General features: G+C 51.5%; 24 protein-coding genes, 1 pseudogene and 1 other annotated feature. Of the genes and pseudogenes, 8 read left to right on the plus strand and 17 right to left on the minus strand.

Annotation, left to right across the window (positions count from 1 at the left end; translation table 11 throughout):
- Positions 1-26: 26 nt before the first annotated feature.
- From HA51_RS19630 to HA51_RS19695, 15 genes and pseudogenes are all read right to left on the minus strand, one after another.
- Positions 27-770: an EAL domain-containing protein gene (locus HA51_RS19630; protein WP_084936295.1), complete on the minus strand. Its 744-nt coding sequence runs from the start codon at positions 768-770 to the stop codon at positions 27-29.
- A 303-nt stretch (positions 771-1073) separates the two neighbouring features.
- Positions 1074-1535 carry an NlpC/P60 family protein gene (locus HA51_RS19635; RefSeq protein WP_084936263.1) on the minus strand — a complete coding sequence of 154 codons (462 nt, stop codon included), beginning with the start codon at positions 1533-1535 and terminating at the stop codon, positions 1074-1076.
- A gap of 69 nt (positions 1536-1604) precedes the next feature.
- The gene (gene btuD, locus HA51_RS19640) at positions 1605-2351 is read right to left on the minus strand and encodes a vitamin B12 ABC transporter ATP-binding protein BtuD (RefSeq protein ID WP_084936264.1); all 747 of its coding nucleotides are present in this window, start codon (positions 2349-2351) and stop codon (positions 1605-1607) included.
- Positions 2352-2897 carry a glutathione peroxidase gene (locus tag HA51_RS19645; protein WP_084936265.1) on the minus strand — a complete coding sequence of 182 codons (546 nt, stop codon included), beginning with the start codon at positions 2895-2897 and terminating at the stop codon, positions 2352-2354.
- A gap of 39 nt (positions 2898-2936) precedes the next feature.
- A pseudogene (gene btuC, locus HA51_RS19650) lies at positions 2937-3919 on the minus strand (vitamin B12 ABC transporter permease BtuC).
- An 89-nt stretch (positions 3920-4008) separates the two neighbouring features.
- Positions 4009-4362, minus strand: coding sequence for a DUF2502 domain-containing protein (locus HA51_RS19655; protein WP_084936266.1), 354 nt, complete (start codon positions 4360-4362; stop codon positions 4009-4011).
- A gap of 191 nt (positions 4363-4553) precedes the next feature.
- Positions 4554-4856, minus strand: a complete 303-nt coding sequence (gene ihfA, locus HA51_RS19660; RefSeq protein WP_007892687.1) for an integration host factor subunit alpha — start codon at positions 4854-4856, stop codon at positions 4554-4556.
- 4 nt (positions 4857-4860) lie between these two features.
- Positions 4861-7248: a phenylalanine--tRNA ligase subunit beta gene (gene pheT / locus HA51_RS19665; RefSeq protein ID WP_084936267.1), complete on the minus strand. Its 2388-nt coding sequence runs from the start codon at positions 7246-7248 to the stop codon at positions 4861-4863.
- Between the two features lie 14 nt (positions 7249-7262).
- Complete coding sequence (gene pheS, locus HA51_RS19670; protein ID WP_084936268.1) at positions 7263-8246, minus strand: phenylalanine--tRNA ligase subunit alpha; 984 nt, start codon at positions 8244-8246, stop codon at positions 7263-7265.
- Positions 8247-8317: 71 nt separating this feature from the next.
- Positions 8318-8443 (minus strand) — a sequence feature (Phe leader region).
- A complete protein-coding gene (gene pheM, locus HA51_RS26995; RefSeq protein WP_121626058.1) occupies positions 8394-8438 on the minus strand; it encodes a pheST operon leader peptide PheM in 45 nt (14 codons plus the stop codon). (Overlaps the previous feature by 45 nt.)
- Positions 8444-8558: 115 nt before the next feature.
- Positions 8559-8915, minus strand: a complete 357-nt coding sequence (rplT, locus tag HA51_RS19675; protein ID WP_084936269.1) for a 50S ribosomal protein L20 — start codon at positions 8913-8915, stop codon at positions 8559-8561.
- 82 nt (positions 8916-8997) lie between these two features.
- Positions 8998-9195, minus strand: a complete 198-nt coding sequence (gene rpmI, locus HA51_RS19680) for a 50S ribosomal protein L35 (protein ID WP_084936270.1) — start codon at positions 9193-9195, stop codon at positions 8998-9000.
- A gap of 101 nt (positions 9196-9296) precedes the next feature.
- Complete coding sequence (gene infC, locus HA51_RS19685; protein WP_036621995.1) at positions 9297-9848, minus strand: translation initiation factor IF-3; 552 nt, start codon at positions 9846-9848, stop codon at positions 9297-9299.
- Between the two features lie 4 nt (positions 9849-9852).
- Positions 9853-11781 (minus strand): threonine--tRNA ligase, encoded by a 1929-nt coding sequence (gene thrS, locus HA51_RS19690; protein WP_084936271.1) that lies wholly within the window; start codon positions 11779-11781, stop codon positions 9853-9855.
- A gap of 243 nt (positions 11782-12024) precedes the next feature.
- Positions 12025-12786, minus strand: a complete 762-nt coding sequence (locus tag HA51_RS19695; protein WP_084936272.1) for a DUF481 domain-containing protein — start codon at positions 12784-12786, stop codon at positions 12025-12027.
- A gap of 331 nt (positions 12787-13117) precedes the next feature.
- On the opposite strand from HA51_RS19695, the gene ghoS reads away from it, so the two are divergent.
- Together ghoS and HA51_RS19705 are read left to right on the plus strand one after the other, a co-directional pair.
- Positions 13118-13408: a type V toxin-antitoxin system endoribonuclease antitoxin GhoS gene (ghoS, locus tag HA51_RS19700; protein WP_084936273.1), complete on the plus strand. Its 291-nt coding sequence runs from the start codon at positions 13118-13120 to the stop codon at positions 13406-13408.
- Between the two features lie 90 nt (positions 13409-13498).
- Positions 13499-14383, plus strand: a complete 885-nt coding sequence (locus HA51_RS19705) for a fructosamine kinase family protein (protein ID WP_084936274.1) — start codon at positions 13499-13501, stop codon at positions 14381-14383.
- Positions 14384-14396: 13 nt separating this feature from the next.
- On the opposite strand, the gene HA51_RS19710 is transcribed toward HA51_RS19705, so the two are convergent.
- Entirely contained in the window at positions 14397-14933 is a 537-nt protein-coding gene (locus tag HA51_RS19710) for a YniB family protein (protein ID WP_084936275.1), read from the minus strand.
- 142 nt (positions 14934-15075) lie between these two features.
- Here HA51_RS19710 and hxpB point away from each other — a divergent pair, with 142 nt between their 5' ends.
- The 6 genes from hxpB (at position 15076) to HA51_RS19740 (ending at position 20569) form a co-directional block, all read left to right on the plus strand.
- Complete coding sequence (gene hxpB / locus HA51_RS19715) at positions 15076-15744, plus strand: hexitol phosphatase HxpB (protein ID WP_084936276.1); 669 nt, start codon at positions 15076-15078, stop codon at positions 15742-15744.
- A gap of 352 nt (positions 15745-16096) precedes the next feature.
- Entirely contained in the window at positions 16097-16933 is an 837-nt protein-coding gene (gene kduI / locus HA51_RS19720) for a 5-dehydro-4-deoxy-D-glucuronate isomerase (RefSeq protein WP_084936277.1), read from the plus strand.
- A gap of 12 nt (positions 16934-16945) precedes the next feature.
- The gene (gene kduD, locus HA51_RS19725) at positions 16946-17707 is read left to right on the plus strand and encodes a 2-dehydro-3-deoxy-D-gluconate 5-dehydrogenase KduD (RefSeq protein ID WP_084936278.1); all 762 of its coding nucleotides are present in this window, start codon (positions 16946-16948) and stop codon (positions 17705-17707) included.
- A 139-nt stretch (positions 17708-17846) separates the two neighbouring features.
- A complete protein-coding gene (locus HA51_RS19730) occupies positions 17847-18437 on the plus strand; it encodes a metal-dependent hydrolase (protein ID WP_084936296.1) in 591 nt (196 codons plus the stop codon).
- A 153-nt stretch (positions 18438-18590) separates the two neighbouring features.
- Positions 18591-19982: an L-cystine transporter gene (locus tag HA51_RS19735; protein WP_084936279.1), complete on the plus strand. Its 1392-nt coding sequence runs from the start codon at positions 18591-18593 to the stop codon at positions 19980-19982.
- A 197-nt stretch (positions 19983-20179) separates the two neighbouring features.
- Positions 20180-20569, plus strand: coding sequence for a DUF6515 family protein (locus tag HA51_RS19740; protein WP_084936280.1), 390 nt, complete (start codon positions 20180-20182; stop codon positions 20567-20569).
- Positions 20570-20623: 54 nt separating this feature from the next.
- Here the strand turns inward: HA51_RS19740 and osmE are convergent, their stop codons facing one another.
- A complete protein-coding gene (gene osmE / locus HA51_RS19745; protein WP_084936281.1) occupies positions 20624-20959 on the minus strand; it encodes an osmotically-inducible lipoprotein OsmE in 336 nt (111 codons plus the stop codon).
- Between the last annotated feature and the right edge of the window lie 37 nt (positions 20960-20996).

The following is a 20996-nucleotide window of genomic DNA, read 5'->3' on the forward strand; positions in this document are numbered from 1 at the left end:
ACGCGGCACGGATAACAGATGAAGGTTTACTGCTGAGAGGGGTTGTGCAGAGTCACATCGGGATAAATAAGATCGCTTAACCGTTCCGCTTTAACCACCGGGAACAAACTGCCCTGCAAATGTGCGCCATGGATTTCACTCACTTTCTCTAGCATCAGACTATTGTCTACACCACATATAATCATTTGGTCAGCATAGTCAGAGAAGTTATCTATCACCGTTTGAATGAATGGCGTAAAGGATGTACGTTTTGCAAGCCCCTGAATAAAGGCTTTATCCAGTTTTAACACACTAAAAAGATTATCATACACCGCTGTCGCCGGTGCTTTACCTGCTCCAAACTGTGAAAGCGATAAACGAAATTCACGCTGAAGCGCAGCGAGCAGGGGCTGATCTTTCCCTTTGGCTAATTGAGGAAAGGTTTCGTTTATATCCAGAATAATAAAAGGAAGTTGTTTAAATTTCCTTAACAGAAATTCGCTTTCCAGCAGCGTCATAGCCATGGAATCATCAATACGAACCAATGCGGTAATTTGATGCAGCTCAAAAAAGTCACGGTACTTTTCCAGCAATGAAAGCTGGCTCTGTAGTAAGCGTAATTGCTGGGCGTCATCCAGCTGCGGCAACAGCAGATCCTGCGGCAGCGTAATTGGAGCGCTGTCGTGAACGAATTGCGTGACCAGCTCGACCGAAGTCAGCTGACCCGCCAAAGTGTATGCTGGATAAAACCAGGTTTCCGACTGATAGTCGGCAGATAAATGGACTTTCATTTCTACAGCCAGATGAAGTGGCAATTGGCGCATCGTATATCAATGAAAACAACCAGGCAATAGTACCAAACGTTGGAAGAGAGGATGATTTATGCCTGATTAAGCCTTTAATAATACTTAAGCCAAATAGCCAAGGTTAATATCCGCAATGATTAAATATATTAAGCGCTATTTTTAGTATTAAAGCCACTATAGGTAAAGTGCCATTTTAAATGAGAGGTAAATCGGGGACTCATCTTTCAATAAGTCCTCCCCCGCACTCCATCAGACATAATCTGAGGTCGAGGCTGACAGGATAACCAATCAGATGCGCCGAGCCTGCCAAAATACTTTGCGCCAATAAACATTATCCAGTGAGGAGCGGATGACGCCCTGACTGGTCGACGCGTGAATAAAAGTGTTGTCCGTATCGTAAATACCCACGTGCAGGCCATTTTCCCCGCTTCCGGTTTTGAAGAACACCAAATCGCCAGGCAGCAAATCGCTTTTATCAATACGCGTACCAATATCGGTCTGATCGAGGGTTGATCGTGGCAGCTGCATGGCGAACTGATCACGGAAAGTCAGATAAACAAAACCTGAACAATCAATACCGCCACGGCTTAAACCACCGTAACGGTAGGGTGTTCCGCGCCAGTGATTCAACTGCTCATTAAGTTGAGCGATCACGGTGATGGAATCAGACAAGCGTCCATTTGGAGGGGGCGCACGATGGCTACTACAGCCAGCCAACAGCATAATCAGAATAAAAATCGCCAGTCGCATCAGAATAGTCCTTAAATCCGTCGCCCGGCAGACACTTTAGCGGCAAATCTGCCTTTCAGGCAACGATATTCAAGGGATAAACAGCAGCGGGCCTTGTGCTGTCTCTATCTGTTCAAAGACAGTCAGGTAGATCGGCGCCAGATGTGCTGCAGTGAGCACGCTGCTAGCCTCTCCTTGACGTACAACCCTGCCCTCGTGCATTAGCCATACAGCATTCGCGTGACGCAGACTGTGATTAAGGTCGTGGCTGCTGGCAATCACGGTAAGACCCGCAGAGCACAGGTCGACGAGTAGTTTATCCACCGCACGTTGCTGCGCGACATCCAACGCTGTCATCGGCTCATCCAGTATCAGCAACTTTGCACGAGGGTTGATCGCCGGATGCATCTGCAATACCACAGCAGCCAGCCTAACGCGCTGCCATTCGCCACCAGAAAGTTGCGTCAACATGCAGGTCAGCTTCTCCTGCAAACTAAGCTGAGCGAGTACATCCTTGAGGACTGCATCGGCTTGCGTCGCGATAGATGAGAGATGCAGGCGTAAATAGTGCCATACGGGCATGGAAGCTGGCGGCAATTGCTGTTGGGGTAACCAGGCACGCCATTGCGCCAGTTCAGCCCCTCTTATTTCACTCAGCGGTCTTCCTGCAAGTTTAATCATTCCCTGAGCAGGCAATAAACCAGAAAGCACATTTAACAGCGTGCTTTTACCCGCGCCATTCGGCCCCACCAGATGGACAAGTTGGCCTTGGTTCACATTGAGATTAACCGGAGCCAATCGTCCTGCGACGCTGGCCCCCTTGCACTGCAGCAACATTTAGTCTGCCAACGCTTGCTCAACGCGTTTCAGAATGATCGGGTCGTCTGGCGTCATATCGGGAGAGAAGCGTGCAATGACTTTGCCCTGTTTGTTGATCAGGAATTTTTCAAAGTTCCACAGAATATCGCCCTCAGCTTTTGGTGCTCGACCTTTGCTAACCATACGTTCCAGGAAACCGCTGCCTTCAGGACGCTCTGCTTCTGGCTGTGCCGCGGTCAATTGCGCGTACAACGGGTGGCGATGCGCACCGTTAACATCGGTTTTATCGAACATCGGGAAGGTCACACCATAAGTGGTGCTGCAGAACGTTTTAATGTCTTCATTACTGCCTGGTTCCTGCTCGAGGAACTGATTGCAAGGAAAACCCAACACGCTGAAATCTTTGTCCTGCCAGGCTTTCTGTAATGACTCTAACTGTTCGTATTGCGCCGTCAGACCACATTTTGACGCGACGTTCACCACCAGCAGGACTTTATCCTGATACTGCGCCAGGGAGGTTTTTTCGCCATCCAGGGTAACCAGATCTGTCTGATAAATACTCATTGTCGATTCCTGTTGTTAATACCAAGATGCCAGCCGTAGCTAGCGCGAAGACTTCACTAATAACACAATAAACAGGGGTGCTCCCAGCGTGGCCGTCACCACTCCGATGGGTAATTCTGCAGAAACCAGCACCAGACGAGCGATAATGTCCGCACCGAGCAGAACAGCCGCCCCCGCTAGCGCGGAAGCCGGCAGTAGATAGCGATGGTCGCTAAAACCACTCAGCCGTAATAAATGCGGTATCACTAGCCCGACAAAACCTATTGCTCCCGCCATTGCTACACTGGAGCCAACTAACCAACCCATCGCCAGTACCAGCACATTGCGCCACAGAAGCAAAGGTAAACCCAGTTGCCGCGCCGAGGTTTCTCCTAGCGCCAGCAGATTTAAAATGCGCGCCGTTGCCGTCAGTAGCAGCGTCACGGGTAACAACGCCAGCATCATCCAGCCATAACGCCAGTCAATACCGCTGAAACCGCCCATCATCCAGTACATCAACTGGCGTAGATCAAGGCTGGTACTAAAGTACACGGCCCACGTCATGATGGCGCTACAGATGATGCCGAGTGCGACTCCGGTCAGAAGTAGGCGACTAACAGATAACTGACGATGAGCAAAATGAAGCAGGATAAGGGTAATCAGCAGCGCGCCAGCCATTGCCGCCAAGGCCAGACTCCACAGCGAGCCATTCCCGAGCATCACCCCCAGCACTAAACCAATCCCAGCCCCGTTGGAAACGCCCAGTAAGCCGGGTTCTGCAAGGGGATTATTAAACAGTGCCTGCATGACAACGCCACACACCGCGAGCGCCCCACCGACCAGCAGCACCGCCAGTGTGCGTGGCAGCCGCAATTGCCAGACGAAAAGCTGATCGTTCGCGCTAAACCATTGGGTTGGGGATATCCAACTGTCCCCGGCACATAAGCTTAAGATGAACAGCAGCAGTACGGCGGCGCTTAACAGTATGAGCCAGCGCTGCTACGGCGATCGGCCTGGCGGGCAAGCTGGTCCAGCAGAGTCATAGATAAGATTGGCTGAGAAAACAGAGATTTGATTGTAGTGGGATTGTAGCAAAAAGAAAGCGGCACCTTGCAGTGCCGCTGATGGTGACTTAGTGACGCGGAGGTATGGGTTGACCGTGGTCATCGTGCTGATCGCGCTGGTCATGATGCTGCTCACGTGGCTGTGGCTTATTTTCATGATGCGGTGCTTTGCCCGGTTGCTGTGCCTGCCAGCCGTTGCCGTTCCAGTAGCCGTGTGGGCCTTTCGTGCCGACACGTTGATTATGGTGCTGTTTCCACCACGCAGGCTGACGCCAGTCGTAACCGTCCCAGTAGTAACCCCGTTTATCTTGGTCACCAATATGAATCGATGCGCCTGGCGTGTTGATGTTAATGGAAACATTGGCGCTAGCCAGCAGCGGCATGCCTAACAGGATGCCCAGTAAAAGTGCTGTCTTTTTCATCAGCAATACCCCTTGTTATGTGATGGCGCTGTTATAACAAATGGTTTGCTACAGTCACTATCAGCCGGGGCCGATTTTCATGCTATTTTCCGGATACTTACGAAATCCTGACATTATGGAAACATTGCGCAGAACGCCTGTTTTACAGCCAATAAAAAAGGCCGCTAAGCGGCCTTTTAGTCATACTGAAATTAGTCAGCGTCCTTCGGTGTCGCGTTCTCGACGCGACTTTTCAACTTCTGCCCCGGACGGAACGTCACTACTCGGCGGGCAGTGATTGGAATATCTTCCCCCGTCTTCGGGTTACGGCCCGGACGCTGGTTTTTGTCACGCAGATCAAAATTACCAAATCCGGACAGTTTAACCTGTTCACCGTTTTCTAACGCGCGGCGAACTTCTTCAAAGAAGAGCTCAACCAACTCTTTGGCATCGCGTTTGCTCAACCCGAGTTTTTCAAACAGGTACTCTGACATTTCAGCTTTTGTAAGCGCCATAGGTTCAATCCCTCAAGGTTGCCTGGAATCGCTCTTTTAATGCCGCAACGCATTTGGCAACGGTCGCGGCAATCTCCTCTTCTTCGAGTGTCCGGCTGGTATCCTGCAAAATTAGGCTAATCGCGAGGCTCTTTTCGCCCTCGTTCACGCCCTTACCACGGTACACGTCAAACAAGTTTACGCCAACTACCTGATTTACGCCAACTTTCTTACACTCCGCGATGATATCTGCTGCAGGCACGTTTTCGGCCACTACAACAGCGATATCACGGCGGTTTGCCGGGAAGCGTGAAATCTCGCGCGCGTCAGGCAGGACGCGGTCTGCGACCTTATTCCAAAGCAGTTCAAACACTAAGGTGCGGCCGTTGAGATCCAGCTTACGTTCCAGCTCCGGATGAACCACTCCGATAAATCCGATTCGTTCGCCACGTAAATAAATTGCAGCGCTCTGACCTGGGTGCAGCGCCGGATTGGCTTCTGCACGGAAAGAAATCTCATCAAGTTTACCGGTCAAATCCAGCAGCGATTCTAAATCGCCTTTTAAATCATAGAAGTCAACTGTCTGGCGCGCCAGATCCCAATGCTCTTCATAGCGATTACCGCTCAGAACGCCCGCCAGCATAAGATCCTGGCGGATACCGAGATCGGCCTGCGTATCAGGAACAAAGCGCAAACCGCTCTCAAACAGGCGTACACGGCTTTGCTGACGATTCTGGTTGTATACCACTGCACCGAGCAGACCGGTCCACAGCGACAGGCGCATCGCCGACATATCGCTGGAAATCGGGCTAGGCAGAATCAGCGCTTCTTCGCCCGGATGCAGCAGTTGCTGCACTTTCGGATCAACGAAGCTATAGGTAATGGCTTCCTGATAACCTTTATCGACCAGCAAATTACGTGCACGCTTCAGCGACAAATCGGCTTCACGATGCTGAGTCATGATCAGACTGGCTTTCACCGGCACATCTGGAATGTTGTTGTAACCGTATACGCGGGCCACTTCTTCGACCAGATCTTCCTCAATCGCCATATCGAAACGCCAGCTCGGCGCAACAGCTGTCCACTGGCCATTTCCTACAGTCACTTCACAACCGAGGCGAGTCAGAATGTCCGTGACCTGCGCATCGGCAATCACATGACCAATTAGGCGGTCGAGTTTTTCGCGACGCAGTGTGATGGTCGCGCGCTCAGGCAGTTTGCTGGCATCGGTTTGATCGATAACCGGACCCGCTTCACCGCCGCAGATGTCGAGCAGCAGCTGGGTAGCGCGCTCAATGGCTTTGAATTGCAGAGCGGGATCAACACCACGCTCATAACGATGTGACGCATCAGTATGCAGGCCCTGACGACGCGCACGGCCGGTGATCGCCAGCGGTTCAAAGAAGGCACACTCGAACAGCACATTTTTGGTCTCTTCGTTCACACCAGAGTGCTCACCGCCAAAAATGCCGCCCATCGCCAGCGCTTTCTGGTGATCGGCGATGACCAGCGTGTCGCTGCTGAGTTTGGCTTCGGTGCCATCCAGCAGGGTCAGTACTTCGCCCTCTTCCGCCATGCGCACTACGATGCCGCCATCAATGCGGTCAAGGTCAAAAGCGTGCATTGGCTGACCGAGTTCCAGCAGAACGTAGTTGGTGATGTCTACTACCGGATCGATAGAACGGATGCCGCAGCGGCGCAGTTTTTCACGCATCCACAATGGCGTTGCCGCTTTCACGTTAATCCCTTTCACTACGCGGCCCAGATAACGTGGGCAGGCATCAGTGGCATCGACGCGAATAGAGAAAGTATCGGTAATGGTTGCTTTGACAGGCTCAATCGTCGGCTCAGTCAGCGGCAAACCGTTAACCACTGCCACATCGCGCGCGATACCGATAATACCGAGGCAATCTGCGCGGTTTGGCGTCACGCTGATTTCGATGGTGTTGTCATCCAGCTGCAGGTAGCTACGGATGTCAGTGCCGACCGGCGCATCAGCAGGCAATTCAATGATGCCGCTGTGATCGTCGGAAATACCCAACTCAGAGAACGAGCACAGCATGCCTTCTGAAGGCTCACCGCGCAGTTTCGCTGCTTTGATTTTGAAATCACCCGGCAGCACAGCGCCTACGGTCGCCACGGCGACTTTCAGGCCTTGGCGGCAGTTTGGCGCGCCACAAACGATATCCAGCAGGCGCTCGCCGCCAACATTGATTTTGGTCACGCGCAGTTTATCGGCGTTCGGGTGCTGGCCGCACTCCACCACTTCACCCACCACTACACCATGGAACGCACCGGCGACCGGATCAACACCATCCACTTCGAGGCCGGCCATGGTGATTTGCTCAGACAGCGCAGCGCTGTCCAGGGCTGGATTTACCCATTCGCGTAACCAGAGTTCACTGAATTTCATTGGATAACCTGCCCTTATTTAAATTGTTTGAGGAAACGTAAATCATTTTCGAAGAAGGCGCGCAGATCGTTGACGCCGTAACGCAGCATGGTGAGACGCTCCATACCCATACCGAAGGCGAAGCCAGAGTAGACTTCCGGATCGATACCCACATTGCGCAGGACATTTGGATGCACCATGCCGCAGCCCAGCACTTCCAGCCACTTGCCGTTTTTACCCATCACATCCACTTCCGCGGAGGGTTCGGTGAACGGGAAGTAAGAAGGACGGAAGCGAATCTGCAGGTCTTCTTCAAAGAAGTTGTTCAGGAAATCATGCAGCGTGCCTTTCAGATTGGTGAAGCTGATGTCTTTATCAACGATCAGGCCTTCCATCTGGTGGAACATTGGGGTGTGGGTTTGATCGTAGTCGTTACGATAAACGCGACCAGGCGCGATAATACGGATCGGCGGCTGCTGGTTTTTCATGGTGCGGATCTGCACGCCAGAAGTCTGTGTGCGCAGCAGACGAGTGGCATCGAACCAGAAAGTGTCATGGTCAGCACGTGCCGGATGGTGGCCCGGAATGTTCAGTGCGTCGAAGTTATGATAGTCATCTTCAATTTCCGGCCCCGTGACCACCGCAAAGCCCAACTCGCCAAAGAAGTTTTCAATACGGTCGATGGTGCGGGTAACCGGATGCAAACCACCGTTCTCAACACGACGGCCAGGCAGCGAGACGTCGATGGTCTCAGCGGCGAGGCGCGCATTCAGTTCAGCGCTTTCCAGGGTGTTTTTACGCTCGGTAAGACGATCCTGAACTTGCTGTTTTGCTTCATTGATCACTGCACCTGCTGCAGGGCGTTCTTCTGCTGGCAGCTCACGCAGGGTGGTCATTTGCAGTGTCAGATGCCCTTTCTTACCCAGGAATTCGACGCGCACGGCGTCCAGGGCGGCGATATCCGACGCCTCGTCGATAGCGGCCGTGGCACGGGCCACCAGGTCTGCGAGTTGGGACATGATTTCCTCTTCTTCCAGCCGGGCTGGTCAGTTCTTGTAAGGACCGTGAGATCCGATTAAGTGTCGCCAGAAACAAAAAAGCCTCCACGAGGGAGGCTTTCAGCGCGATTTTTCGTTTCTTTTCTTATGCGCAAAAGCCCCCGATTTTCAGGCGCTAAAGTAAAAAAAGAAACGGAAAATAGCAGCGTGCATGCTTGCGTTACCTTGTATTGATAGAAACCGCACTATTGAAAAGCCCAGCGGTTAAAATGTCAATCTTTTGCGTGAGTTGCAGGCAATAAAAAAGGGAGCAAGCTCCCTTTTTCATCTGACTTACGCCAGAGCTGATTTTGCTTTTTCGACCAGTGCCGTGAAGGTCACTTTGTCGAATACAGCGATGTCAGCCAGAATCTTACGGTCGATTTCAATAGAGGCTTTTTTCAGGCCATTGATGAAACGGCTGTAAGAGATACCGTTCTGACGAGCCGCAGCGTTGATACGCGCGATCCACAGTTGACGGAACTGACGCTTACGTTGACGACGGTCACGGTAAGCATACTGACCAGCTTTGATAACAGCCTGGAAGGCAACGCGGTAGACACGTGAACGTGCACCGTAATAGCCTTTAGCTTGTTTTAAGATTTTCTTGTGACGTGCGCGAGCAACTACACCACGTTTAACGCGAGCCATATTAGCTCTCCTGTATCATATTCTGTGATGCCCTATTCCCTGCAATACGCAAAGTGTTCAGGCAGATTTATAAAAAGTTAACTTATGCGTATGGCAGGCAGGCAATAACCAGACCCAGATCGCCTTTAGACACCATGCCTTTCGGACGCAGGTGACGTTTACGCTTAGTAGACTTCTTAGTCAGAATGTGACGGAGACCCGCGCGCTTACGCTTGAAGCCGCCAGAAGCGGTTTTCTTGAAGCGTTTAGCTGCACCACGTACAGTTTTAATCTTTGGCATTTTTACAAATATCCACTTCGCATTGTTAATAAAATGAATCAGACAGGCGAATAAAGTGCCGCACAGCGCAAGCGCTGCACGACGTTTTATTACTTGAAGGCCTACTGCTTCTTCTTCGGTGCGAGCACCATGATCATCTGACGACCTTCGATCTTCGAAGGGAAGGACTCGACAATCGCCAGATCCATGTCTTCACACAGATCTTTACGGACGCGGTTAAGCACTTCCATACCGATCTGCTGGTGCGCCATCTCACGACCGCGGAAACGCAGCGTGATTTTGGCTTTATCGCCCTCTTCCAGAAAGCGAATCAGGTTGCGTAGTTTGACCTGATAGTCGCCATCATCGGTACCAGGACGGAATTTGATTTCCTTGACCTGGATAACTTTCTGCTTCTTCTTCTGTTCCTTAGAAGACTTACTCTTTTCATAAAGGAACTTGCCGTAATCCATAATACGGCAAACCGGCGGTTCGGCGTTCGGGCTGATTTCAACTAAATCTACGCCAGCTTCTTCGGCTTTCTCAATTGCTTCGCGCAATGTAACGATGCCAAGTTGCTCGCCGTCTACGCCAGTTAAGCGCACTTCGGTAGCACGGATTTCGCCGTTGATACGGTTCGGACGCGTCGGTTGTACTCGTTTTCCGCCTTTAATAACCTTATTCCTCTAATTGGTGAAGATGTCGGCTGCGAATCTCTTGTTGCAGCTTCTCAACAAACACATCTACGTCCATGCTCCCGAGGTCTTTACCACGGCGGGTGCGCACGGCAACTTTGCCTGCTTCCACCTCTTTCTCACCGCAAACCAGCATATAAGGGACGCGACGTAATGTGTGCTCGCGGATTTTAAAGCCTATCTTCTCGTTTCTCAAGTCTGCTTTGACACGAATGCCCGCTTTCTGCAATTTCTTTGTCAATTCGCTGACATAATCTGCCTGACTGTCGGTGATATTCATCACTACAGCCTGCACGGGTGCCAGCCAGCTCGGGAAGAAGCCCGCGAACTCTTCGGTCAGGATGCCGATAAAGCGCTCCATTGAACCGAGAATTGCACGGTGAATCATCACCGGTGTCTGACGGTCGTTATTTTCACCCACATAAGTGGCATCCAGACGTTTTGGCAGGGAGAAGTCTAGCTGAACGGTGCCACACTGCCATGCGCGGTCGAGGCAATCGTACAGGGTAAACTCAATTTTCGGGCCGTAAAAGGCACCTTCTCCTGGCTGATATTCGAACGGAATTTCGTTCTCTTTCAGCGCTTCTGCTAAATCGACTTCCGCACGGTCCCACATTTCATCGGTACCGATACGTTTTTCCGGACGGGTCGACAGTTTCACCACGATTTTTTCAAAACCGAAGGTGCTGTACATGTCGTACACCATACGGATACAGCTGTTCACCTCATCACGTACCTGATCTTCGGTACAGAAGACGTGAGCATCATCTTGGGTAAAGCCACGTACACGCATCAAGCCATGCAGTGCACCTGATGGTTCGTTACGGTGGCAGCTACCAAACTCCGCCATACGCAGTGGCAGGTCACGGTAGGATTTCAGACCCTGATTAAAGATCTGTACGTGGCCTGGGCAGTTCATTGGCTTGATGCAATATTCACGGTTCTCAGAAGAGGTGGTGAACATGGCTTCTTTATAGTTTTCCCAGTGACCGGTTTTTTCCCACAGCACGCGGTCCATCATGAACGGACCTTTCACTTCCTGGTAATCGTATTCTTTCAGCTTGGTACGGACGAACACTTCCAGTTCACGGAAGATGGTCCAACCGTCATTGTGCCAGAACACCATACCTGGCGCCTCTTCCTGCATATGGTACAGGTCAAGCTGCTTACCGATTTTACGGTGATCGCGTTTCGCCGCTTCTTCCAGACGCTGTAAATAGGCCGCCAGCTGCTTTTTATCGCCCCAGGCTGTGCCGTAAATACGCTGCAGCATTTTATTATCACTGTTGCCGCGCCAGTAAGCACCGGAAATTTTCTGCAGTTTGAAGTGATGGCAGAAACGCATATTCGGCACGTGCGGACCGCGACACATGTCGATGTATTCTTCATGATGGTACAAGCCAGGCTGATCATCATGGCTGATGTTTTCGTCAAGAATGGTGGTTTTGTAGCTTTCGCCACGCTCAGCAAACACATCACGTGCTTCCTGCCAGCTCACCTTTTTCTTCACAACATCGTAATTAGTCTCAGCCAACTGGTGCATACGCTTTTCCAGCAGCTCAAGATCTTCCTGCGTCAGGGTGTGTTCGAGGTCGACGTCATAATAGAAGCCGTTATCGATCACCGGGCCAATCGCCATTTTGGTATTCGGCCACAATTGTTTGATCGCATGCCCTAACAGGTGCGCACAAGAGTGACGAATAATTTCCAGACCGGCTTCATCTTTGGCGGTGATAATTGCCACCTGAGCATCTTCGGTGATCGGATCAACCGCATCAACCAATTCGCCATTTACACGACCGGCAATACAGGCTTTCGCCAAACCCGGTCCGATATCCAGAGCGATATCCATCACGCTGACCGGACGGTCAAAGACGCGCTGGCTGCCATCAGGAAGAGTAATTACTGGCATTTCATATCCTTAATTGCAGTGGTAAGCCACACGAAAGCCTACATGCAACATTGAGTTCTGTTTGAGTAACCCGGCGTAATGTCAGACCCACGTTGTCGGAATGACGCCAGGAATGTAAAGCGCCGGAGATAATAGCAGCTTTCGCCCGCGATCTAAACCCGTGAAAAATGCGCTAAGCCATCGAGAGATAAAAAAAACCGCTGCGCGGCGTAAGCCGGCAACGGTTTTTTCATCACGGCTTGCTTACATGGCGTAAGAAAGCTGGATGGTGGTTTTGGTGTCGGTACGATCTGGCGCAGACTCTGGCGGATTGTTATTCCAGGTCACGTTGTAAGCCAGCTTCAGCGCAAAATGCGAGTTAATCGCTACCTGCAAGCCGGTTTCGGAGTTCACTGTAGTGTCGTCACCGAAGCTGCTCAACACTGACACACCCTGAATGAACTTGGTGGTATCTGTCAGCTGCCATTGATAGCTCACTGCACCATAGCCTAAGGCTTTAGTTTCGTGGCCACCCGCGTGGAAGTCATCATAACGCACACCCGGACCGAATTCAGCACGCAGTGAATGCACTGGACCGTTGAGGATCTGGCGACCATAACCCGCGGTTGCAACATCACGTGAATCATAACCGTTAAAGCGGTCGCTCAACCAGCTTGCCTGACCAAACAGGTAATCAGCGCTGTTCATATTGTAACGCGTACGACCACCCAAGCTATAAGTCTCTGACGAACGCTCATCGTTTGAAGAGTTGTTCGCCGCATTACCCCAGAGGCTGTAAGCGGTGTTGGTCTGATACCACGTCATATTGGTTGCAGCACTCAGCGCTGAACTGGTGGTGTTACCGGTTTGAGCCAGATAACCCGCTGACGCGCTGCCTTCAAACGGTTTTTTCGCCGTTGAAGGGTCATCCATGGAGGTAAAAACGGTGTTATCAGCTAATGCCTGGTGACAAAATGCTCCAGCAGAGAGCAATAAAACAGCGGACAGCTTATTAAAGGCTTTCATTAAATGTGACCCGTACGGCAGTTTAAAAAAGGGTGAGTCTGAAGAGTTTTCCCAGCCAATCAATGCAATTTACGGTAAGTTTTGTAAAAAAATATGAAATCGCCGGAAAAGCCAGGTTTCGCGTTGGCCCCGCTTGCGTAATGGGATTTTTCCCATTACCGGCGCGCATTATAAGAGGCATTTAGCGAAATAGCAGCTTAATTGCTACAAGAATTTTCCGAACCTCACTGACACAGATTTACGCCCTCGCCCAAGTTCAAATTGTATGGAATTCGCTCTATAAGCCGCACTGGTCTACGCTGAAATTTGTTCCATTACAACGAGGTGAAGGATGAGCGACCACGACCTTAAACGTTACATTGTCACGCTAAACTACAAAGATGAGAGCTTGAGCGACCTCCAGTCACTTAACAGCGTGATGGTTAATGGAGGTTACAGCACCACCATAAAAGATGATGAGGGGCATCCACACGAATTAGGCACCAATAGCTTTGGCCTGATCAGTGCACTGGAACAGCAAGAAGCGATTGCGCAAACGGTGGGACTCGCTGAAGTCGCATTACATCGTAAACCTGAAGTTGAGATCACCACGCTAGAAGATTATTTGAAGTCGCAATCCTGAAGGAGTGCAAAAATCAGGCAGCAACACTGGTTTTGCTCAAGTTTTGCGCGCTACAATCACACTTACGCAGCGAATTAAGAGGATTACCCAATGTGGTCAGCCGTTAGTCGTCTGTTAAGCGAACACATCGGCGACGCCGATATCACCGAACGCCATGAATTACCCGGTGGAGATGTACACCCCGCCTGGCGAATTCGTTATGGTGAACTGGATGTGTTCGTTAAGTGCAACACGCGCGATATGCTTACTTTATTCAGTTGGGAAGCCGACCAGCTAGGTTTGTTAGCCCGCACCCAGACTGTTCGCGTGCCAAAAGTGTATGGCGTAGGCAGCGATCGTGACAGTAGCTTTCTGCTGCTGGAATATATTCACCCCGAAGCCTTGGATGAACATACTGCCTATCAACTGGGCCAACAGTTAGCGCACCTTCATCAATGGAGCGAACAACCTCAGTTTGGCCTCGACTACGACAACAACATCACCACTTCACCCCAGCCCAACAGCTGGTTACGTCGCTGGTCCGTATTCTTCGCTGAACAGCGAATCGGATGGCAACTCCAACTCGCCGCTGAGAAAGGGGTGCAATATGGCCATACCGAGTTAATTGTCGATTGCGTCCAACGCGCGCTGGCTAATCACCACCCGCAACCTTCTTTATTACATGGTGATTTGTGGCCTGCTAACTGCGCCGGTAGCAGCAGTGGCCCTTGGCTGTTCGACCCTGCCTGTTATTGGGGGGATCGCGAGTGCGACCTCGCCATGTTGAGTTACTACGCAGATTTGCCGCGACAGATTTACGACGGTTATCACGCCGTATGGCCATTGGCTGAGGGGTTCTCGCAGCGCCAGCCGGTTTATCAACTTTATTATTTGTTGAACCGCGCCAACGTGTTTGCGGGTAATTGGGAAGATGAGGCGCAATTCGCCATCAACCAGTTGCTCGATGAGGATGCGTTAGGACAACGTCAGGCCTGAACGGCCTGACGCCTTACAACATGCCCAGTAATTTAAGGACAAAATATCCGGCGATAGCAATGACGATCGGCAGAATGTAGAGCGGGAATATTTGAAGTAGAATCGTGTGGCGCGGCACATGGATTTTTTCTTCAAGTTGCGCGCGCGTACGACCTTCAGATCCCTTCGCCTTTTCCAGAATCAACTGATCTTCAATGCCCTCTTTAATATGGCGTGACTGACGCCACATCCGCGCACCTGAAGCCTGCAATGCAATCCCGACAAAAATCAGGATATAGATGATCCAAAAACCGATATTGGCCCCGCCGTTGAACTCCGGCACCGGTGAGTTTTGCCAAAAAGTGTTTAAAAACGGCGTGTTGAACTTAACCATGTCGACCATGACGTGGACAAAATCGAGCATTACTGCATCAATCCCCGGCTGCTTTTCACTGTGTTTAAACATGAAGCCAAGGATTGAGATAATGGTAGATAGCAACGCTGGAATAAAAATCACCCAGCCAGCCACTCGCTTGAGGATGGCGATGCGGCCAGCCTGTTGGTAAGTCATGGTGTCTCCCTTCACATACAGTAGTTTTGCCTAAGTCTACCTGCACTGGGTCATTTTTTCCTGAAAAATGCGTAACCTGCCGTAAGTCGGTTTTCACTGCCTGGCATGTTAAGGTAGGGTAAATTTCAAACGGAGCTGTAGCATGAGTTATCGTCGCCCTGTGTTGGCCGCTATTTTTGATATGGACGGATTGCTGATCGACTCCGAACCGCTATGGGATCAGGCTGAACTGGACGTTTTCTCCAGTTTAGGTGTGGATATTACCCGCCGTCACGAGTTGCCGGATACCTTGGGTCTGCGCATCGATCAAACGGTTCGCATGTGGTTTGAAGCCCTGCCTTGGAACGGCCCAGACCAAGCTGAAGTCACCCAGCGTATTATTGCGCGAGCCCTGGCGCTGGTAGAGGAAACGCGTCCGCTGCTGCCTGGTGTTGAGCAGGCGCTGCAACTTTGTCAGCAGCAAGGATTAAAAGTTGCCCTCGCCTCTGCTTCCCCCCTGTTTATGCTGGAACGCGTGCTGGAAATGTTTGACCTGCGTAAATACTTTGACGCCATTGCTTCAGCTGAAGCACTCCCCTACAGCAAACCCCATCCGCAGGTGTATTTGGATGCTGCCGCAAAGTTGGGCGTTGACCCGTTGAACTGCGTGACGCTGGAAGATTCCTTCAATGGCATGATCGCCACCAAAGCAGCACGTATGCGTTCAATTGTAGTGCCCGCTAAAGAACACCGTGACGATGCACGCTGGGCATTAGCGAATGTGAAGTTGGATGACCTGACTCACCTCAAAGCAGAACACCTGTTTAACTAATTATTCCATGGTGTCGCTGAACCATGAGTTGCTGAGTCCAGTCAAGGCCGGTCCGACCCGCACCCTTGCAGATCGGACCGGCCTTTTCTTGGACCTTTTCCGCCCGCAGACAGCTTTTCGCCTTGTTCCACTCGCTCCCATTATTTTCCATGGCACACGCTCTGCTTTTGCCGGCTCATCCTTGTCCACCACGCTTCATCATTGCTTTATAGGGTGCTTGAACACTCACTCCTTTGATCGTCCTCTCATATAAATAAAACATCGTTTCATTTTTATTGAATTCACATCCCAACCTGCCTAAGATGCCCAAAGAGCCACATTGAGTCCCCCCTTTAACTTTGAGAGGTCTGAGATGGACGTTCGTCAAAGCATTCACACTGAACACGCTAAGCAACTGGATACCGCAGGATTACGCCGCGAATTTTTAATCGAAAAAATCTTTGAGGCCGATAACTACACCCTGACTTACAGCCATATTGACCGCATCATCATTGGCGGAGTCATGCCGGTGCAGCAATCCGTCACCATTGGCGCGGAAGTCGGCAAGCAGTTAGGCGTAAGCTATTTTCTTGAACGTCGCGAGCTGGGCGTAATCAACATCGGCGGACCGGGTTTGATAGAGGTTGACGGCAAAACCTGGGAGATCGGCTACCAGGAAGCGCTGTATGTGGGCCAAGGTGCGCAAAGCGTGGTTTTCCGCAGCAGTGAGTCCAGCCAGCCTGCAAAGTTCTATTACAACAGTGCGCCAGCACACACCCGTTATCCCGATAAAAAGATCACGCTTGAAGAAGCCGTAAAAGCCACCTTGGGCGATGCGGCAACGTCCAACCGTCGCACCATCAATAAGTTCATCGTGCCGGATGTGTTGCCGACCTGTCAGTTGACGATGGGGTTAACACGCCTTGATGACGGCAATCTGTGGAACACCATGCCGTGCCATACCCATGAGCGACGTATGGAGGTGTACTTCTACTTTGATATGACCGAAGAGAGCGCCGTTTTCCACATGATGGGACAACCACAGGAAACGCGTCATCTGCTGGTGCATAACGAACAGGCGGTGATCTCGCCAAGCTGGTCTATTCATGCAGGTGTGGGTACGCAACGCTATACCTTTATCTGGGGCATGGTGGGTGAAAACCAAGTATTCGATGACATGGACCACGTCAGCGTCAGCGCGCTGCGCTAACAGGAGAAAATGATGATTCTTAACGCATTCAATCTCGAAGGTAAAGTCGCGATGGTGACCGGGTGTAACACCGGTTTAGGTCAAGGCATGGCGTTGGGACTGGCGCAAGCGGGCTGCGATATTATTGGTGTGAATCGCGCGGGTCCGGCGGATACCCAAGGCAAAGTTGAGGCATTGGGTCGCCGCTTCTGGTCGATCCAAGCCGATCTCACTAAACCCTCAGTGGTGCCGCATATTGTAGAGCAAGCCGTCGCGCAGGCAGGACGCATCGACATTCTGGTCAATAACGCGGGCATAATTCGCCGCGAGGATGCACTCAACTTTAGCGAGCAGGACTGGGACGATGTGATGAACATCAACAGCAAGAGCCTGTTTTTCCTGTCACAACAGGTTGCACACCAATTTATTGCACAGGGCAACGGCGGCAAAATCGTTAATATCGCCTCGATGCTGTCATTTCAGGGCGGCATACGCGTGCCTTCGTACACGGCGTCAAAAAGCGCCGTGATGGGTTTGACGCGCCTGATGGCGAATGAGTGGGCGAAGCATGGCATCAACGTCAATGCCATTGCCCCTGGTTATATGGCGACCAATAACACCGAACAACTGCGCAGTGATGAATCACGCAATGAAGAGATTCTAGGGCGTATTCCTGCCGGCCGCTGGGGTGCGCCTGACGATATGATGGGGCCGATTGTGTTTCTGGCATCGAGCGCCTCCGATTACATTCAAGGCTATACCTTGGCAGTCGATGGCGGATGGTTAGCACGCTAAGCTAACCTGTTCTTTTCCCGCGTCATTATGACGCGGGAAAGCGAAAAATATTAACGCTTCGTTACAGCGTCACCGTTCTAATTTACTGGATAAATCCCTATACTGGATGCATCGACAGTTTTTGCAGCCAGGTTTTATCATGACGGCCGAAGGCCATATCATTTTTGCCATTGCCAGCGCGATTTTTGCCAAGCGTGCGGAGTTGACGCCAGTGATGGCCAGCGCCGACTGGTGGCATTTGGTGCCTGCTGCATTGTTAACCTGCCTACTGCCCGACATCGACCACCCCAAATCGGTACTAGGCCAGCGCTTAAGGTGGATCTCACATCCCATCGCCCGTGCATTTGGACATCGTGGCTTTACCCACAGTCTGCTGGCAGTGGCGATCAGCTTATGGCTTTTTCAACTCAATGTGCCTGCTGACTGGTTCTTGCCAGCCGATGTACTGCAGGGACTCACACTTGGCTATCTTAGCCATATCGTCGCCGATATGCTGACTCCCGCTGGCGTACCACTGCTTTGGCCCTGTCGCTGGCGCTTTCGTCTGCCATTGTTAAACAGCCAAAAAGGCAATCAACTTGAACGTGCACTCTGCCTCGCATTAGTGGGATACGCCTTGTGGTTCCCAGCGGGCATGCCCTCATTTGGTGCTAACGGATGGCCGGAGCAAGTGTTTAATACCTTACAGAATGGCATTAGTCGGTTGGTAAACGGTCAAACAGCGCAATAAAGTGACAATTTCAGCAATAAAGTTATAAGACATTCCTTTTGAGTATAAGCTTGCACTTTCTTGAGCTGATAACATTCCTGACATTCCCTGACGGGAACTTACTGTTTTTCGCGCTGACGTTATTCGTGGCGCGGCATATCTCTGGAGTCGAGCATGGATTTTCCCCTCATTATTAATATCGTGGCCTTTGTCGCGCTGCTGATTGTATTAAATCGCATCGGCAATCAAAGCTGGAGTTTGTCAAAACGTGTGCTGACCGGATTGGTGTTTGGCGTGCTTTTCGGCCTGGCGCTGCAAACCATTTATGGTGAAAACAGTCCGGTGGTGAAGGATTCAATTAGCTGGTTCAACATCGTGGGTAATGGCTACGTGCAATTGCTACAGATGATCGTGATGCCGCTGGTATTTGCCTCGATCCTGAGCGCCGTTGCACGTCTGCATAATGCCTCTTCACTCGGCAAAATCAGCGTATTGACCATCGGCGTGCTGCTTTTCACCACGGCGATCTCCGCCTTGGTGGGTGTCATGGTCACGGGCCTGTTTGGTTTGAGCGCTGAAGGCCTGGTGCAGGGTGCGCAAGAAACCGCGCGTCTAAGCGCGATTCAAAGTAACTATGTTGGCAAAGTCGCCGATCTGAGTACGCCACAGTTACTGCTCTCCTTTATCCCGAAAAATCCATTTGCTGATATGGCGGGTGCTAACCCAACTTCAATCATCAGCGTGGTGATCTTCGCTGCCTTCCTCGGTGTAGCCGCTTTGCAGTTGTTGAAAGATGACAAAGTCAAAGGCGAACGCGTGTTAGTGGCCATCGATACCCTGCAGTCCTGGGTTATGAAACTGGTACGCCTGATCATGAAGCTCACCCCTTACGGTGTGTTGGCATTAATGACCAAAGTGGTGGCCGGTTCTAACCTGCAGGACATCATCAAGTTGGGTGGCTTCGTGGTCGCGTCTTACCTCGGTTTGGCGATTATGTTCGGCGTGCATGCTCTGTTGCTGTCAGTCAATGGCATTAGCCCAATGCGCTTCTTCCGCAAGGTGTGGCCGGTCATCACCTTTGCGTTTACCAGCCGCTCCAGCGCCGCCAGCATTCCCTTGAATGTGGAGACGCAGACGCGCCGCCTTGGTGTGCCAGAATCGATTGCCAGCTTCTCGGCTTCATTTGGTGCGACCATTGGTCAGAACGGCTGTGCAGGCCTCTATCCGACCATGCTGGCTGTGATGGTGGCGCCTACTGTAGGCATCAACCCGTTTGATCCGATGTGGATTGCGACCCTTGTCGGCATTGTCACTCTCAGTTCTGCGGGTGTGGCGGGCGTCGGCGGCGGTGCGACTTTTGCCGCGTTGATTGTTCTGCCTGCCATGGGCTTGCCCGTCACGCTGGTTGCGTTGCTGATCTCGATTGAGCCGCTGATTGATATGGGCCGCACCGCATTGAACGTTAACGGTTCAATGACTGCCGGTTCTCTCACCAGCCGCTGGCTCGGATTAACCGATAAAAAAGTGCTGGAGAGTGACGAACACGCGGAACTGGCACATCGCTAATTCTCACGGCATACGTCACGGCAGGCCCGCAAGGCCTGCCGTTCTTTTTGGCTTTAACTCCGCAATTCAGTCCAATCGTGGTGCAAGCGTCAGGAAAGTGTTAAGCGTGGTAAACGGACGAAAAATCAGCCACTTTTCGCTTGAGTTTTCACTGCAGAAGGCGAATCCTGCTATTAGTCATAGCAGGAGAATCACCGATGAAAAATGTTATCGCCTCGGTGCTGGCGTTAACCTTACTGACGCCAGCCATCAGTTTTGCCCACCCTTATGGATGGGGTCCAGGCCCCGGTCCTCACTGGGGTGGTCCAGGTCCACATTGGGGTGGTGGTCCAGGCCCACTGCGCTTCCTGCCTGAAGCAGCGACGGCGGTGCTGATTGGCGGCCTGACTTACTACATGCTCAATGGCAACTACTATCAGCGTCAGGGTGACACCTACGTTGTGGTGCAAGCGCCCGAAGCACCACCAGAAGGCGGGATGCGTGTATTAGATTTTAACGGCAAGCGCTACTACGTGCAGGAAGGTCACTATTACCAGCGTGAAATGGGTGGTAGCTATGTTGAGGTGCCACGCCCTTACGGACTATAACTGCGCAACGAAAAACGGCCCGTCGCAGACGGGCCGTTTTGTAATCTGCAATACTTACTGTGCAGCTTGCGGATCGGTATCGTAATCTTTACAGCTCTGGAAGCCATAATTCATCACGCGACCAACATCGTTGTAGCTAACAAAGTATGTTTGTGGTTTGCCATCACGTTCGCCAATCACGTAAGTCTGGCAAGTACCACGGGCGTGCACCATGGTGATCTCAGTCGACGGTGCACCAGCAATCTGACGAACCTGATCGCGGGTCATGCCTTTTTTAACATCCTTCACCACCGGCTTAGTTACATAGCTCTCAGCTTTGTCATAAGTCGTACAACCAGACAGGGCTACCAGCGTCACCGCGGCAGCGATACATCCCAGCACTTTATTCATCTTTATATTCCTCATACTTTGTCCATGTCACAACAAG

It is taken from the genome of Pantoea rwandensis (assembly GCF_002095475.1).
Classification (GTDB): domain Bacteria; phylum Pseudomonadota; class Gammaproteobacteria; order Enterobacterales; family Enterobacteriaceae; genus Pantoea; species Pantoea rwandensis.

Excerpts from the sequence above, each read along its gene's own strand:
- osmE (WP_084936281.1), bottom strand. The coding sequence starts at position 20,959 with ATGAATAAAGTGCTGGGATGTATCGCTGCCGCGGTGACGCTGGTAGCC.
- pheT (WP_084936267.1), bottom strand. The coding sequence starts at position 7,248 with ATGAAATTCAGTGAACTCTGGTTACGCGAATGGGTAAATCCAGCCCTG.
- HA51_RS19635 (WP_084936263.1), bottom strand. The coding sequence starts at position 1,535 with ATGCGACTGGCGATTTTTATTCTGATTATGCTGTTGGCTGGCTGTAGT.
- HA51_RS19730 (WP_084936296.1), top strand. The coding sequence starts at position 17,847 with ATGACGGCCGAAGGCCATATCATTTTTGCCATTGCCAGCGCGATTTTT.
- rplT (WP_084936269.1), bottom strand. The coding sequence starts at position 8,915 with ATGGCTCGCGTTAAACGTGGTGTAGTTGCTCGCGCACGTCACAAGAAA.
- HA51_RS19705 (WP_084936274.1), top strand. The coding sequence starts at position 13,499 with ATGTGGTCAGCCGTTAGTCGTCTGTTAAGCGAACACATCGGCGACGCC.
- HA51_RS19735 (WP_084936279.1), top strand. The coding sequence starts at position 18,591 with ATGGATTTTCCCCTCATTATTAATATCGTGGCCTTTGTCGCGCTGCTG.
- HA51_RS19630 (WP_084936295.1), bottom strand. The coding sequence starts at position 770 with ATGAAAGTCCATTTATCTGCCGACTATCAGTCGGAAACCTGGTTTTAT.
- HA51_RS19695 (WP_084936272.1), bottom strand. The coding sequence starts at position 12,786 with ATGAAAGCCTTTAATAAGCTGTCCGCTGTTTTATTGCTCTCTGCTGGA.
- btuD (WP_084936264.1), bottom strand. The coding sequence starts at position 2,351 with ATGTTGCTGCAGTGCAAGGGGGCCAGCGTCGCAGGACGATTGGCTCCG.
- HA51_RS19645 (WP_084936265.1), bottom strand. The coding sequence starts at position 2,897 with ATGAGTATTTATCAGACAGATCTGGTTACCCTGGATGGCGAAAAAACC.
- HA51_RS19740 (WP_084936280.1), top strand. The coding sequence starts at position 20,180 with ATGAAAAATGTTATCGCCTCGGTGCTGGCGTTAACCTTACTGACGCCA.
- kduI (WP_084936277.1), top strand. The coding sequence starts at position 16,097 with ATGGACGTTCGTCAAAGCATTCACACTGAACACGCTAAGCAACTGGAT.
- kduD (WP_084936278.1), top strand. The coding sequence starts at position 16,946 with ATGATTCTTAACGCATTCAATCTCGAAGGTAAAGTCGCGATGGTGACC.
- thrS (WP_084936271.1), bottom strand. The coding sequence starts at position 11,781 with ATGCCAGTAATTACTCTTCCTGATGGCAGCCAGCGCGTCTTTGACCGT.
- ghoS (WP_084936273.1), top strand. The coding sequence starts at position 13,118 with ATGAGCGACCACGACCTTAAACGTTACATTGTCACGCTAAACTACAAA.
- HA51_RS19655 (WP_084936266.1), bottom strand. The coding sequence starts at position 4,362 with ATGAAAAAGACAGCACTTTTACTGGGCATCCTGTTAGGCATGCCGCTG.
- hxpB (WP_084936276.1), top strand. The coding sequence starts at position 15,076 with ATGAGTTATCGTCGCCCTGTGTTGGCCGCTATTTTTGATATGGACGGA.
- pheS (WP_084936268.1), bottom strand. The coding sequence starts at position 8,246 with ATGTCCCAACTCGCAGACCTGGTGGCCCGTGCCACGGCCGCTATCGAC.
- HA51_RS19710 (WP_084936275.1), bottom strand. The coding sequence starts at position 14,933 with ATGACTTACCAACAGGCTGGCCGCATCGCCATCCTCAAGCGAGTGGCT.
- rpmI (WP_084936270.1), bottom strand. The coding sequence starts at position 9,195 with ATGCCAAAGATTAAAACTGTACGTGGTGCAGCTAAACGCTTCAAGAAA.
- ihfA (WP_007892687.1), bottom strand. The coding sequence starts at position 4,856 with ATGGCGCTTACAAAAGCTGAAATGTCAGAGTACCTGTTTGAAAAACTC.